Annotated in this window: 10 protein-coding genes and 7 tRNA genes; 13 read left to right on the top strand and 4 right to left on the bottom strand. The window is 50.5% G+C overall.

The genetic code is table 11. The features are described from left to right. Positions 1-48: 48 nt before the first annotated feature. The 4 genes from chiQ to nagE form a co-directional block, all read right to left on the bottom strand. On the bottom strand, positions 49-381 hold the full coding sequence (chiQ, locus tag AL515_RS08385) for a ChiQ/YbfN family lipoprotein (protein ID WP_005121405.1): 333 nt from the start codon (positions 379-381) through the stop codon (positions 49-51). Positions 382-430: 49 nt separating this feature from the next. Continuing rightward, entirely contained in the window at positions 431-1,837 is a 1,407-nt protein-coding gene (gene chiP, locus AL515_RS08380; protein WP_048212279.1) for a chitoporin ChiP, read from the bottom strand. Positions 1,838-2,276: 439 nt separating this feature from the next. Continuing rightward, a complete protein-coding gene (gene glnS / locus AL515_RS08375) occupies positions 2,277-3,944 on the bottom strand; it encodes a glutamine--tRNA ligase (protein ID WP_061067524.1) in 1,668 nt (555 codons plus the stop codon). 187 nt (positions 3,945-4,131) lie between these two features. Continuing rightward, positions 4,132-6,081, bottom strand: a complete 1,950-nt coding sequence (gene nagE / locus AL515_RS08370; RefSeq protein ID WP_061067523.1) for a PTS N-acetyl glucosamine transporter subunit IIABC — start codon at positions 6,079-6,081, stop codon at positions 4,132-4,134. 350 nt (positions 6,082-6,431) lie between these two features. On the opposite strand from nagE, the gene nagB reads away from it, so the two are divergent. The 13 genes from nagB to AL515_RS08300 all read left to right on the top strand — a co-directional run bounded on the left by nagB (position 6,432) and on the right by AL515_RS08300 (position 14,162). Next, the gene (nagB, locus tag AL515_RS08365) at positions 6,432-7,232 is read left to right on the top strand and encodes a glucosamine-6-phosphate deaminase (protein ID WP_003022803.1); all 801 of its coding nucleotides are present in this window, start codon (positions 6,432-6,434) and stop codon (positions 7,230-7,232) included. A 60-nt stretch (positions 7,233-7,292) separates the two neighbouring features. After that, positions 7,293-8,441 (top strand): N-acetylglucosamine-6-phosphate deacetylase, encoded by a 1,149-nt coding sequence (gene nagA, locus AL515_RS08360; RefSeq protein WP_061067522.1) that lies wholly within the window; start codon positions 7,293-7,295, stop codon positions 8,439-8,441. A gap of 8 nt (positions 8,442-8,449) precedes the next feature. Further along, entirely contained in the window at positions 8,450-9,670 is a 1,221-nt protein-coding gene (gene nagC / locus AL515_RS08355; RefSeq protein ID WP_061067521.1) for a DNA-binding transcriptional regulator NagC, read from the top strand. Positions 9,671-9,821: 151 nt separating this feature from the next. After that, positions 9,822-10,574: a ribonucleotide monophosphatase NagD gene (gene nagD / locus AL515_RS08350; RefSeq protein ID WP_048212284.1), complete on the top strand. Its 753-nt coding sequence runs from the start codon at positions 9,822-9,824 to the stop codon at positions 10,572-10,574. A gap of 300 nt (positions 10,575-10,874) precedes the next feature. Then, positions 10,875-12,539: an asparagine synthase B gene (gene asnB / locus AL515_RS08340; protein WP_003835552.1), complete on the top strand. Its 1,665-nt coding sequence runs from the start codon at positions 10,875-10,877 to the stop codon at positions 12,537-12,539. Between the two features lie 223 nt (positions 12,540-12,762). After that, positions 12,763-12,839, top strand: a tRNA-Met gene (locus AL515_RS08335). 8 nt (positions 12,840-12,847) lie between these two features. After that, positions 12,848-12,932: transfer RNA gene (locus AL515_RS08330), tRNA-Leu, on the top strand. A 23-nt stretch (positions 12,933-12,955) separates the two neighbouring features. Then, positions 12,956-13,030 (top strand) — tRNA-Gln (locus tag AL515_RS08325). Between the two features lie 37 nt (positions 13,031-13,067). After that, positions 13,068-13,142: transfer RNA gene (locus tag AL515_RS08320), tRNA-Gln, on the top strand. Positions 13,143-13,163: 21 nt separating this feature from the next. Then, positions 13,164-13,240 (top strand) — tRNA-Met (locus AL515_RS08315). A gap of 43 nt (positions 13,241-13,283) precedes the next feature. Continuing rightward, a tRNA-Gln gene (locus AL515_RS08310) sits at positions 13,284-13,358 on the top strand. A 36-nt stretch (positions 13,359-13,394) separates the two neighbouring features. Beyond that, positions 13,395-13,469 (top strand) — tRNA-Gln (locus tag AL515_RS08305). Positions 13,470-13,589: 120 nt separating this feature from the next. Then, positions 13,590-14,162: a hypothetical protein gene (locus tag AL515_RS08300; RefSeq protein WP_061067520.1), complete on the top strand. Its 573-nt coding sequence runs from the start codon at positions 13,590-13,592 to the stop codon at positions 14,160-14,162. Positions 14,163-14,164: the final 2 nt, after the last annotated feature.

Genomic DNA, 14,164 nt, shown 5'->3' with positions numbered 1-14,164 from the left:
GCAAACGGGCGAAGAAATCTCTCCGCCCGTTCTTGTTCATACCACGTTTTATTTCGCCGTATTATTACTGCGAATTTCCTGCCAGACCTTATCACAATCGGCCTTAACGGATTGATCGTTACCCGTACGCGTTGCCTGGATACACTGCTGGTAATCCAGTACGCGCACGCTTTCTTCATTCGCAAACTGCTGGTGCTGTTTTTCTTTCTTCAGCACATTCAACACGCTTTGGCAGGCTTCGATTTTCTCCGGCGAACCCTGCGCGGTATTGATACACGCGCTATAGGCTTCCTTAAGACGGCTATCTTCTTTCGGCGCGGGTGATTGCGCGCAGGCAACCAGCCCTGATGCCATGACGGCGATGAGTATCAGCTTTTTCATAACACATTCCTCAACAAAACGGCAGGCTTGCGGCCTGCCTCTGTCGGCATTAGAAGATGGTGAACGGAGCAATAACGATGAATTTCACGTCACGCTCATCCTGGAAGATGTTACCGTAACCACCGCCCCAGCTCGGAATATCTGAATGGTTGTCGTACTGGGTGAAGTGCAGTTTAAACATAGTGCCCTTCGCACGGCCATCCTGCAGGGTATAGACCGCATCCAGGCTGTAAGACGACTCTTCAATAGTACGATTTTTGTCGTAGTACGCATCCGGGTTGAGCTGCCAGGTAGCCGGTTTAGCATCCCACGCGTAAACGTATGATGCACCCACAGCCCAGCCAGGCAGGTTCCAGTTTTTCAGGTCATACATCGCGCCGAAGAACACGGCCTTTTCACCGTTGGCGTTGAAGTCAGAGCGGTTATCCCACCAAACGTCCAGACGACCGTTTGAAGACGCATAGGTCGGGGTCATACGCTGCAGGAAGTAGCCCTGCTGCCCGTCAGCTTTAACCCAGGTCCCTTCCAGTCGCAGATCAACGACTTCTGCCACTTTGTAGCCGAAGGTCAGTGCCTGCAGCCAGGCCGTGCCATCATAAATGTCGTTAACTGTGCGGTCATCAACCTTATCGCGGGCACCGTAGAACTGGTAGCTGGTGGTAAACGGGTTACCGCCTAAATCAAATTTGTAGCTGGCTTTGGCGAAATACTGATCGACGTAGCCTTCAGACTGACCGAATGCTGCTTCCAACAGCAGGTTATTTTTGAAGTCATACTTTGCGCCGATTGAATGGAGGTAATCAACTTTGGTCTTTTTATCGGCCTGATAGAATTTATCGACTTCGGTATGCCACGGTGCTTTATATTCGTTGGCCCACATATAGGAGAAGCTCAGCGCACCCGCATCGCCATAATCGAAGTTGGCACCGGCTTCAGCACCCTGATAGGTACCAGGCATAAAGCTCCAGTGTGGTGCCAGCAGAGTTTGCCCGGTTGGCTGAATATAACCAGCGCGCGCCCAGGTTGGGCCAAATTTGAATTTGGCTGCCGCTTTATACAGGCTAATCCCGCTCTTATCGCCGGAGTAATCTTCGTCATAGCCTTTATTTTTTGAAGAGAATGCGATTTCGTTTGGATGGCCGCTTTCGCTACTTTCGTTCATTTCAATAGCAGTGAATGCTGCGATATCAATACCAAACATATCGGCCGCATAACCGGACTGGAAGTCGAGGTTAGCGTTCCAGGTGGAGTGAGAAAGGTTGGTTTTGTATTTGTCGTGGTCGGTCACATCTTTACGGTCACGTTCACGCTGCCAGTAATAGATGCCGCCAGTTAAGGTAGAGTCATCAATAAAACCTTCGGCGTGAACCTGTGGAGCGACAACAAAACCCGACATTGCTGTGATACCGGCGATAGCCAGCGCCAGCGTACTACGTTTGCCACTAAACGTACGCATATGTTAATCCTCTTTGACATAAAAATGCTGCCGATAAAAGCGGACAGCGAAAAAGCAAAAATTAAAAAAGTAGCGCTGAGAAAACCTCATTGACTACAATGAATAGACTATTTTTCGCGATGCGAATTATCAATCTCTTTTTGTAACCAGTATGTAAGAACATGAGCAACCGCACATATTTCATTGCTTTCTGTTACATTTTCATTGGGAGTTAAAAAAGCGTTGAAAAATTGAAAAAAGGCTTGTTTTCCATGAAGATGAAATCGGTTTCAGTCCAGAGTGGCTGATAAAACAAGGTTTTTGTTAGAAAAATATAAACGGCAAAAACCATTCCTGAATAACAATTATTTCGCTGCGCAAATAGAGTCTGCTAACCATTTTCAGGCGAAAAAAAACGCCGCAGAGTGCGGCGTTTGAAAAGATGATGCGTAACGACGGTTTATTCGCCTACTTTAGCCCATGTATCGCGCAGACCCACGGTGCGGTTAAACACCAATTTGTCAGCTGTTGCGTAGCGGCTGTCGAGGCAGAAATACCCTTCACGCTCGAACTGGAACGCTTTACCAGCAACAGCGGCCTGTAGCGAAGGCTCACCGTAACCCTGCTTAATAACCAGCGATTCCGGGTTAATAACGGACAGGAAGTCTTCCGCTGCCCCCGGGTTTGGCACGCTAAACAGACGGTCGTACAGACGGATTTCAATCGGTAGCGCATGGGACGCGCTCACCCAGTGAATAACGCCTTTAACTTTACGACCATCGGCCGGATCTTTGCTCAGGGTGTCAGCATCGTAGGTGCAGAAAATGGTGGTGATCTTCCCTTCTGCATCTTTCTCGACACGCTCAGCTTTGATCACGTAAGCATTACGCAGACGGACTTCTTTACCCATCACCAGACGCTTGTACTGCTTGTTCGCTTCTTCGCGGAAATCGGCCCTGTCGATCCAGATTTCACCGCTGAACGGCACTTCACGGCTGCCCATTTCCGGCTTGCTCGGATGGTTAGGCATGGTGACCAGTTCGCTTTCGCCCTGCGGGTAGTTTTCGATAACCAGTTTCACCGGATCGATAACCGCCATCGCGCGCGGGGCGTTTTCGTTCAGATCTTCGCGGATACAGGATTCCAGAGAAGCGATCTCAATAGTGTTGTCCTGCTTGGTCACGCCAATGCGTTTGCAGAACTCACGGATCGCGGCAGCGGTGTAACCGCGACGACGCAGGCCAGAGATCGTCGGCATACGGGGGTCATCCCAGCCTTCAACGTGCTTGTCGGTCACAAGCAGGTTCAGCTTGCGCTTGGACATCACGGTGTATTCCAGATTCAGGCGCGAGAATTCGTACTGGCGCGGATGAACCGGAATAGTGATGTTGTCCAGCACCCAGTCGTACAGACGACGGTTATCCTGGAACTCCAGCGTACACAGTGAATGCGTGATGCCTTCCAGCGCATCGCTGATGCAGTGGGTAAAGTCGTACATCGGGTAGATGCACCACTTATTGCCGGTCTGGTGGTGTTCAGCGAACTTAATACGGTACAGCACCGGATCGCGCATCACGATAAACGGCGAAGCCATATCGATTTTCGCACGCAGGCAGGCTTTACCTTCTTCAAAACCACCGTTACGCATTTTTTCAAACAGCGCGAGGTTTTCTTCAACGCTGCGATCGCGGTACGGGCTGTTTTTGCCTGGCTGAGTCAGCGTGCCACGGTATTCGCGAATTTCTTCCGCTGACAGTTCGTCAACGTACGCCAGGCCTTTATTAATAAGCTCTACCGCATAGGCGTGAAGCTGATCGAAGTAATCCGAAGAGTAGCGAATGTCGCCAGTCCAGTGGAAACCTAACCATTCAACGTCGTTTTTAATCGATTCAACGTACTCGATATCTTCTTTAACCGGGTTCGTATCATCAAAACGCAGGTTGCACTGGCCCTGGTAATCTTGCGCAATGCCAAAGTTCAGACAAATGGATTTCGCGTGGCCAATGTGCAGATAGCCATTTGGCTCCGGCGGAAAACGTGTATGGATAGTGGTGTGCTTACCACTGGCCAGATCTTCATCGATGATCTGACGAATAAAGTTACTCGGGCGGGCTTCAGCCTCACTCATCGTGGATTCCTCAAAGCGTAAACAACGTATAACGGAACATGATCTTATAAGCGACGTCAGGAGACAACTATTAGTTGCACAAAAAAGGTGTTTCAACAGGATATATGAGGGTATTTGCTGCAAAAAAAAGCGGCGGAGGAATCTCCCCCGCCGCTTAAGGCACTTAACTCACTTTACTCAGGAGCAGTTATTTACCTTTAATCTCATACAGCGGTGTCTGACCGGCAACCACATGACCTTCGGCTTTAATAACCAGCGCACCGAAATCATCGCTGTTGCTGCACACAACCGGGCTAATCATGGAACGTGCGTTGGCGTTCAGGTATTCCAGATCCATTTCCAGAATCGGTTGACCTGCTGCAACAACCGCACCTTCTTCAACCAGACGTTTAAAGCCTTTACCTTCCAGCGTCACGGTATCGATACCCATATGGACCACGATTTCCGCGCCTTTTTCCGTTTCCAGACAGAACGCATGGTTGGTGTTGAAGATTTTCACAATAGTACCCGCTGCCGGAGAAACCACGATTTTATCCGTTGGTTTTACCGCCACGCCGTCACCCACTGCTTTGCTGGCGAAGGCTTCATCAGGCACCTGCTCCAGTGCAACCACATCACCGGTAATCGGAGAAACCAGCGCTTCAATGGCGACCGCATTCGCGACAGCCTGCGGTTTTGCAATCGGGGCAGCCGCTGTCGGGGCATTGTCAGTAGACGCTGCCGCAACCGGGCCGCGTGCCACAACTTTCTTCATTTCGTCGCCGATAGATTCAGCTTTCGCACCCACGATAACCTGAATAGTTTGTTTGTTCAGCTTAACCACACCCGATGCGCCTAAGCGTTTGCACATCGCATCATTGACGCGGGCAGAATCGCCAACGGTCAGACGCAGACGGGTGATACAGGCATCAATCGCTTTCAGGTTATCCGTACCGCCAACCGCAGCAATGTAGTTGGTTGCCAGTTGAGCTAAACCTTCTTCGGTATTGCTGTTTGCTTCGTCAGTAACAATCTCGTCTTCTTTATCTTCGCGGCCCGGCGTTTTCAGGTTAAACAAACGAATAACCGCGCTGAACAACACAAAATAGATAACGAAGAACACCAGACCCATGGCGACCAGCATCCAGACGTTCTTACTTGCAGCCGGCAGGTTGTACATCAACACGTAGTCGATAGCACCTGCGGAGAAAGAGAAGCCCGCATGGATCCCCAACAGCGTCGCAACGAACAGGCTGATACCCGTCAGAACGGCGTGCAGGAGGTACAGCAACGGAGCCAGGAACATAAACAGGAATTCCAGCGGCTCGGTAACACCGGTCAGGAATGCGGTGATAGCAACGGACAGCAGCATACCGCCGACCATCGGACGACGCGCTTTCGGCGCGGCGAAGTACATCGCCAGAGCCGCACCCGGCAGACCAAACATCATGATCGGGAAGAAGCCAGACATGAACATACCCGCAGTGCCGTCACCCGCGTAGAAGCGGTTGATATCACCGTGGAATACGGTACCTGCAGCGTTAGTGAATTCGCCAATCTGGAACCAGGCGATGGTGTTCAGCACCTGATGCAGACCGGTTGGGATCAGCAGACGGTTGATGAAGCCAAAAATACCAGAACCCAGCGCGCCAGCGCCCACGATCCACTCACCACCCGCATGGATGGCATTCTGCACCGGCGGCCACACGTAGCCGAAGATAGCAGCCAGTATCAAACAGAAGAAGCCAGTGGCGATGGGTACAAAACGTTTGCCGCCGAAGAAGCTCAGGAAATCAGGCAGTTTGATGCCAGACCAACGGTTATACACAGCACCGCCGACCAGACCGGTTATGATACCCGCCAGCACGCCCATGTTGATCGCCGGGTTAATGGTAACCATTGCTTTGGTCAATATGAAATAACCAACCGCACCTGCCAGCGCTGCCGCACCCGCGCTGTCTTTAGACCAGCTGGAAGCCACACCGATAGCAAAAATTAACGCGAGGTTATCAAAGATAGCCCCACCCGCTTGCGCGATGAAGGGTACGTTCAGTAAATCTGGTTGGCCGAATCGCAGCAACAGTGCCGCGACTGGCAGCACCGCGATGGGGAGCTGTAACGCCCTACCCAGCCGCTGGAAAAAACCTAAAATATTCATTTTATTCCCCCTACGAGACCCCGATTAGGCTCCTTTGAAGCCATATTTTTATTGTGCGACCATTCCTAACTGCAACAGCAAGAGATTTTGGGACAACAACATTAACCATTCATCTACATTCAGAGTGTGTGAAAAATTAATTCGTATCGCAAATTAAAAGCGTGTTTTTTGTGATTCCAATCACCAAATATCGTTATTAACCCTCCCTTAAACTGGCTAACTACGAAAACTTATTTTATCATTCAAAAAATCGAAACGGATTGATCCTTACCGATGCAAAACCAGGTTACGCTTAATACTGCACAGAGACTCAATCCGCCAACTGCTTACATTTACTTTTGAGGTGAAGAATGAGACTGATCCCCCTGAATACCGCTGAACAAGTCGGCAAATGGGCTGCTCGCCATATCGTTAACCGCATTAACGCGTTCAAACCAACGGCAGATCGTCCGTTCGTTCTGGGCCTGCCGACTGGCGGCACTCCGCTGACTGCCTATAAAGCATTAGTCGAAATGCACAAAGCGGGCCAGGTGAGCTTCAAACATGTTGTCACTTTCAACATGGACGAATATGTTGGCCTGCCGAAGGAACATCCGGAAAGTTATCACAGCTTTATGCACCGTAACTTCTTTGATCATGTTGATATTCCAGCAGAAAACATCAACCTCCTCAATGGTAACGCGCCGGATATTGATGCAGAATGCCGTCAGTATGAAGAGAAAATCCGTTCTTACGGTAAAATCCATCTGTTTATGGGCGGCGTAGGTAACGATGGACACATTGCGTTCAACGAACCCGCTTCTTCTTTAGCTTCCCGTACCCGTATCAAAACGTTGACCCACGACACCCGCGTAGCTAACTCACGCTTCTTTGACGGCGACGTAAGCCAGGTGCCTAAATATGCACTGACCGTAGGCGTGGGCACCCTGTTGGATGCTGAAGAAGTAATGATCCTAGTGCTGGGTCACCAGAAAGCACAGGCGCTGCAGGCGGCTGTTGAAGGCAACGTTAACCATATGTGGACCATCAGCTGTCTGCAGCTTCATCCGAAAGCAGTTGTGGTCTGCGATGAACCTTCCACTATGGAACTGAAAGTGAAGACGCTGAAATACTTTAACGAGTTAGAAGCGGAAAATATTAAAGGTCTGTAATGATGTCTCCGCCCTGTCGAAAACGTGCAGGGCGGCATTTTTTTGAAATCGGGGGTCGGAATGTATGCTTTAACCCAGGGCCGGATTTTTACCGGTCACGAAATTCTTGATGACCATGCGATTGTTGTCGCCAATGGCCTGATCGATAGCGTTTGCCCACTGTCTGAATTGCCGTCAGGGATTGAACAGCGCTCGCTAAATGGAGCCATTGTCTCCCCCGGTTTTATTGATGTGCAGTTAAACGGCTGTGGCGGTGTACAGTTTAACGATACGGCAGAAGCCGTTACCGTTGAGACGCTGGAAATCATGCAAAAAGCCAATGAAAAATCTGGCTGCACCAACTATCTGCCAACGCTAATCACCACCAGCGATGACCTGATGAAGCAGGGCGTTCGCGTGATGCGTGAATACCTCGCTAAGCATCCAAATCAAGCATTAGGGCTACACCTTGAAGGTCCGTGGCTGAACCTGGTGAAAAAAGGTACGCATAATCCGGGATTTGTGCGTCAACCGGACGCTGCACTTGTCGATTTCCTGTGCGATAATGCGGATGTCATCACCAAAGTGACGCTGGCGCCTGAAATGGTTCCTGTCGAAGTGATCACCCAACTGGTGAATGCCGGTATCGTGGTGTCTGCGGGCCACTCTAACGCGACGCTGAAGGAAGCAAAAATCGGTTTCCGTGCAGGCATTTCCTTTGCAACACATCTGTTCAACGCGATGCCTTATATTACCGGTCGCGAACCAGGTCTGGCAGGCGCGATTCTGGATGAGGCAGATATTTATTGCGGTATCATCGCCGATGGCATGCATGTTGACTATGCCAACATCCGCAATGCTAAACGCCTGAAAGGCGACAAGCTGTGCCTGGTCACCGACGCGACCGCGCCGGCGGGGGCAAACATTGAGCAGTTCATTTTCGCTGGTAAAACAATATACTACCGCAATGGACTGTGTGTTGATGAGAACGGCACGCTGAGCGGTTCATCATTAACCATGATCGAAGGTGTACGCAATCTGGTTGAACATTGCGGTATCGCACTGGACGAAGTCCTGCGCATGGCAACGCTCTACCCTGCTCGCGCCATTGGCGTCGACAAACAACTCGGCAGCATCGCGCCAGGCAAAGTAGCCAACCTGACCGCGTTCACGCACGACTTTAAAATTATCAAGACCATCGTTAATGGCAACGAGGTCGTTACTGAGTAAGAGAAAGAATGACACCAGGCGGACAAGCTCAAATAGGTAATGTTGATCTCGTAAAACAGCTTAACAGCGCGGCGGTTTATCGCCTGATTGACCAGCATGGGCCAATCTCGCGAATTCAGATTGCCGAGCAAAGCCAGCTTGCCCCCGCCAGCGTAACCAAAATTACGCGTCAACTGATCGAACGCGGGCTGATCAAAGAAGTCGATCAGCAGGCCTCCACGGGGGGCCGCCGCGCTATCTCCATCGTCACCGAAACCCGTAATTTCCACGCAATTGGCGTGCGTCTTGGCCGCCACGACACCACGCTGACGCTCTATGATATGAGCAGCAAAGTGGTCGCCGAAGAGCACTACCCTCTCCCGGAGCGCACCCAGGAAACGCTGGAATATGCGCTGCTCAATACGATTGCCACCTTTATTGACAGTTGCCAGCGGAAAATCCGCGAGTTGATCGCAATTTCTGTCATCCTGCCAGGCCTTGTCGATCCTGAAAGCGGCGTCATCCGCTATATGCCACACATTCAGGTCGAAAACTGGGGGCTGGTCGAAGCGCTCGAAAAACGCTTCAAAGTCACCTGCTTTGTTGGTCACGATATTCGCAGCCTGGCGCTGGCTGAGCACTATTTCGGGGCAAGTCAGGATTGCGAAGACTCCATTTTGGTGCGTGTTCACCGCGGAACCGGCGCAGGGATTATCTCCAATGGCCGCATTTTTATCGGTCGCAATGGCAACGTGGGTGAGATTGGTCATATTCAGGTAGAACCGCTGGGTGAGCGCTGTCACTGCGGTAATTTCGGCTGTCTGGAAACCATTGCGGCCAATGCTTCTATCGAACACCGCGTACAAAACTTGCTAAAACAAGGCTATCCAAGTCGGCTCACGCTGGATGATTGCAGTATCAAAGCTATCTGTAAGGCAGCCAACAAAGGTGACAATCTGGCAGCAGAAGTTATCGAGCACGTTGGTCGACACCTGGGTAAAACCATCGCGATTGCAATTAACCTGTTTAACCCGCAAAAAGTCGTCATTGCCGGTGAGATTACCGAAGCAGATAAAGTCCTGCTTCCGGCAATAGAAAGCTGCATTAATAATCAGGCACTGAAGGCGTTTCGCCACAATTTGCCGGTGGTACGTTCCACGCTGGATCACCGTTCAGCGATTGGTGCATTTGCGCTGGTGAAACGCGCAATGCTCAACGGGACATTGCTGCAGCGTTTGCTGGAAAGCTAATACACGTCATCCTTCAAGCTGCATCTGCGAACCCCGGTCACTTATTTCAGTAAGCTCCAGGAGTTCGCAGACTTGCCGCCTTGATGCAACTCGAATGATGTAGTGTATTTTGTGTATAGTAATGCCTTCTTTTTTTAATGTCGGATTGTCCATGACCATTAAGAATGTAATTTGTGATATCGACGGCGTGCTGATGCACGACAATGTTGCCGTACCAGGTGCGGCAGACTTTCTGACCGGCATTCTGGAGAAAGGTTTACCGTTAGTCCTGCTGACGAATTACCCTTCGCAGACCGGGCAAGATCTGGCAAACCGCTTCGCCACCGCGGGTGTGAATGTCCCCGATAGCGTCTTTTATACTTCCGCTATGGCTACTGCTGATTTTCTCCGTCGTCAGGAAGGGAAAAAAGCCTACGTGGTGGGTGAAGGTGCGTTAATCCATGAGCTGTATAAAGCTGGCTTTACTATTACCGACGTTAACCCTGATTTTGTCATTGTCGGAGAGACCCGTTCGTACAACTGGGACATGATGCATAAAGCGGCATACTTTGTGGCTAACGGCGCACGTTTTATCGCCACTAACCCGGATACCCATGGTCGCGGCTTTTACCCGGCCTGTGGTGCGCTGTGCGCCGGTATTGAGAAGATCTCCGGCCGTAAACCGTTTTATGTCGGCAAACCCAGCCCGTGGATTATTCGCGCGGCACTCAACAAAATGCAGGCGCACTCAGAAGAAACTGTCATTGTTGGCGACAACCTGCGCACCGATATTCTGGCAGGTTTCCAGGCGGGTCTGGAAACTATCCTGGTACTGTCTGGCGTATCCAAACTTGACGATATTGACAACATGCCATTCAGACCAAGCTGGATCTATCCCTCCGTTGCCGAGATTGACGTCATTTAATCCGTAGGCCGGATAAGAGCCCCCGCGTCGCCATCCGGCAATTCTACAGCGTTATTGCCGGATGGCGACCTAAACGCCTTATCCAGCCTACAGAATCTCATCCATTCAATAAAATCACCATTTCATTGCTGATTCATCAATAACAATGTTCATTGCATAATCTTTTTTCACCAATCCACAATGACCATTGCATTTTTTATTTTCTGACCCGCAATTCGCTTGCGCCCTCTCCCGCTTTGCGGCATTTTCTTTATCAAGCAAACATAAAAAGCATCACGCAACAGGTTAACGGAGAAGGTTATGTGTTCTATTTTTGGCGTATTCGATATTAAAACTGACGCAGTTGAACTGCGTAAAAAAGCCCTGGAATTGTCTCGTCTGATGCGCCATCGCGGCCCGGACTGGTCGGGTATTTACGCCAGTGATAACGCCATTCTGGCACACGAACGTCTGTCCATCGTCGACGTCAACGCCGGTGCTCAGCCGCTGTACAACGTGAAGAAAACGCATATCCTGGCGGTTAACGGTGAAATTTATAACCACCAGGCGCTGCGCGCTGAATACGGCGATCGCTATCAGTTCCAGACAGGTTCCGACTGTGAAGTTATCCTCGCGCTGTATCAGGAAAAAGGCCCAGAGTTCCTGGATGACCTGCAAGGCATGTTTGCCTTCGCGCTGTACGACAGCGAGCAGGACGCTTACCTGATTGGCCGCGATCACATCGGGATCATCCCACTGTATATGGGCTACGACGAACACGGTAACTTCTATGTTGCGTCTGAAATGAAGGCACTGGTTCCTGTTTGCCGTACGATTAAAGAATTCCCGGCCGGTAGCTATCTGTGGAGTAAAGACGGCGAAATTCGTCAGTACTACCAGCGCGACTGGTTTGAATACGATGCGGTAAAAGACAACGTTACCGATAAAAACGAGCTGCGTCAGGCGCTGGAAGATGCGGTGAAAAGCCACCTGATGTCAGATGTTCCTTATGGTGTATTGCTGTCCGGCGGTCTGGATTCTTCGGTCATTTCCGCAATCACCAAAAAATACGCCGCGCGTCGTGTTGAAGATCAGGAACGCAGTGAAGCCTGGTGGCCGCAGTTGCACTCCTTCGCCGTCGGCCTCGAAGGCGCACCGGATCTGAAAGCCGCACAAGAAGTAGCAAACCATCTGGGTACCGTGCACCACGAGATCCACTTCACCGTGCAGGAAGGTCTGGATGCTATCCGCGACGTGATTTATCACATCGAAACCTACGATGTTACAACCATTCGTGCCTCGACGCCGATGTACTTAATGTCGCGCAAGATTAAAGCAATGGGCATTAAAATGGTGCTGTCGGGCGAAGGGTCAGACGAAGTGTTTGGCGGTTATCTCTACTTCCACAAAGCGCCAGACGCGAAAGAATTGCATGAAGAAACCGTGCGTAAACTGCAGGCGCTGCACATGTTCGACTGTGCGCGTGCCAACAAAGCCATGTCAGCCTGGGGCGTGGAGGCTCGCGTGCCCTTCCTGGACAAAAAATTCCTTGATGTGGCGATGCGCATCAACCCGCAGGATAAAATGTGCGGCAACGGCAAAATGGAAAAACATGTTCTGCGCGAATGTTTTGAATCCTACCTGCCGGCGAGCGTCGCATGGCGGCAGAAAGAGCAGTTCTCTGACGGCGTCGGTTACAGCTGGATTGACACGCTGAAAGAAGTCGCTGCAGAGCAAGTTTCCGACCAACAACTGGAAACCGCCAGCTTCCGTTTCCCGTACAACACGCCATCGTCGAAAGAAGCGTATTTGTACCGTGAGATTTTCGAAGAACTGTTCCCGGTTGCCAGCGCTGCGGAATGTGTTCCGGGCGGCCCTTCTGTTGCCTGTTCTTCCGCCAAAGCGATCGAATGGGATGAAGCGTTTAAAACCATGAACGATCCGTCTGGTCGCGCGGTTGGCGTACACCAGTCCGCTTATAAATAAGTTAATCCTTAGAAAAGGGCCCTGCGGGGCTCTTTTTTTATGTCTGTTTTCTGTGCTAAAAAACAATTAATAACTAATAATTGCCGAATATTGCGTCATACTGTTCGCAACCTAACCAAACAGTCACATTCCAGCTATTTTCAATGAAAAAGGGGTTGACGCTTCAAGGCTCAATACGCATAATGCGCCCCGCAACGCCGATAAGGTTACGCGAAAAAAAGATGGCTACGTAGCTCAGCTGGTTAGAGCACATCACTCATAATGATGGGGTCACAGGTTCGAATCCCGTCGTAGCCACCATCTTTTTTGCGGGAGTGGCGAAATTGGTAGACGCACCAGATTTAGGTTCTGGCGCCGCAAGGTGTGCGAGTTCAAGTCTCGCCTCCCGCACCATTCACCCGTAAGCGTTGCACGGATGGGGTATCGCCAAGCGGTAAGGCACCGGTTTTTGATACCGGCATTCCCTGGTTCGAATCCAGGTACCCCAGCCATTTTTTCTTCGATATAGCGGTTCACCGCGACGGTCATTGGGGTATCGCCAAGCGGTAAGGCACCGGTTTTTGATACCGGCATTCCCTGGTTCGAATCCAGGTACCCCAGCCATCGAAGAATATGATAGTATCAGGCTACGTAGCTCAGCTGGTTAGAGCACATCACTCATAATGATGGGGTCACAGGTTCGAATCCCGTCGTAGCCACCATATTAAGGACGTATCGACTCGTTCGGTAAATCCAAAAAATTGTTGGGGTATCGCCAAGCGGTAAGGCTCTGGTTTCTGATACCAGCATTCCGAGGTTCGAATCCTCGTACCCCAGCCAATTTCAAAAAGTCGTCCACTCTGTGGGTGCACCCGTTGGGGTATCGCCAAGCGGTAAGGCTCTGGTTTCTGATACCAGCATTCCGAGGTTCGAATCCTCGTACCCCAGCCATATTAAAAAAGCTCGCTTCGGCGAGCTTTTTGCTTTTATAAAATCCTAAAAACTCCCTCTCCTGCACAAGCGCCCAAAAGCTTAATGCTAGAATCCGCTTTTGCGCAAAAGGAGCTTGTGATGAATTATCAAATTTTCCCACTGTTATTCATGCGAATAACTGCCCTGTTGTTTTTTCTTCTCGCGGTTGGTCTCAGCTTTATCGGCATTTCGTCACTGATAACCTACTTCGTTCTGATTGGCATCGTATTCCCGATTATTGTGTCAATGCATCTTCACCGACTTAATGAAGCCGGTACGGCCTTAACGCTGACGGAGAATACTCAGTGGATGGTCTATATCCACGGTTTTCCCGCTCAGGAACAGCGATCTGTACTGAAAAATCCCTGCTTCTTTTCACAAGCACGGCTTCGCCAGTTTTTTATCTATGGGTTTAGCGGCAAGCTCTGCCTGCAAATTGCCTGTATTGCCATACTGACGCATGATTATGCCAATGGGGGAAATACGGTTGCGGCGCTGTTTGTGCTGGCTTGCCTGCTCATCTTCGCAGGTATTAGCGCCAGAGCGTTGTATTGCGTTGCCACCCATCAATGGCAATGTGAAACCCTGACAACCAACACCGGAAGTGTTTGGTATCAGGGATTTTTTCCAGGCAAAGAAGGTAGAGAAACACTGTTTTCGCGCCTGGTTTAACG

This window comes from Citrobacter sp. FDAARGOS_156 (assembly GCF_001559235.2).
Taxonomy (GTDB): Bacteria; Pseudomonadota; Gammaproteobacteria; order Enterobacterales; family Enterobacteriaceae; genus Citrobacter; species Citrobacter youngae.
This window is presented reverse-complemented; position numbering and strand designations above follow the sequence as displayed.

Excerpts from the sequence above, each read along its gene's own strand:
- chiQ (WP_005121405.1), bottom strand. The coding sequence starts at position 381 with ATGAAAAAGCTGATACTCATCGCCGTCATGGCATCAGGGCTGGTTGCC.
- chiP (WP_048212279.1), bottom strand. The coding sequence starts at position 1,837 with ATGCGTACGTTTAGTGGCAAACGTAGTACGCTGGCGCTGGCTATCGCC.
- glnS (WP_061067524.1), bottom strand. The coding sequence starts at position 3,944 with ATGAGTGAGGCTGAAGCCCGCCCGAGTAACTTTATTCGTCAGATCATC.
- nagE (WP_061067523.1), bottom strand. The coding sequence starts at position 6,081 with ATGAATATTTTAGGTTTTTTCCAGCGGCTGGGTAGGGCGTTACAGCTC.
- nagB (WP_003022803.1), top strand. The coding sequence starts at position 6,432 with ATGAGACTGATCCCCCTGAATACCGCTGAACAAGTCGGCAAATGGGCT.
- nagA (WP_061067522.1), top strand. The coding sequence starts at position 7,293 with ATGTATGCTTTAACCCAGGGCCGGATTTTTACCGGTCACGAAATTCTT.
- nagC (WP_061067521.1), top strand. The coding sequence starts at position 8,450 with ATGACACCAGGCGGACAAGCTCAAATAGGTAATGTTGATCTCGTAAAA.
- nagD (WP_048212284.1), top strand. The coding sequence starts at position 9,822 with ATGACCATTAAGAATGTAATTTGTGATATCGACGGCGTGCTGATGCAC.
- asnB (WP_003835552.1), top strand. The coding sequence starts at position 10,875 with ATGTGTTCTATTTTTGGCGTATTCGATATTAAAACTGACGCAGTTGAA.
- AL515_RS08300 (WP_061067520.1), top strand. The coding sequence starts at position 13,590 with ATGAATTATCAAATTTTCCCACTGTTATTCATGCGAATAACTGCCCTG.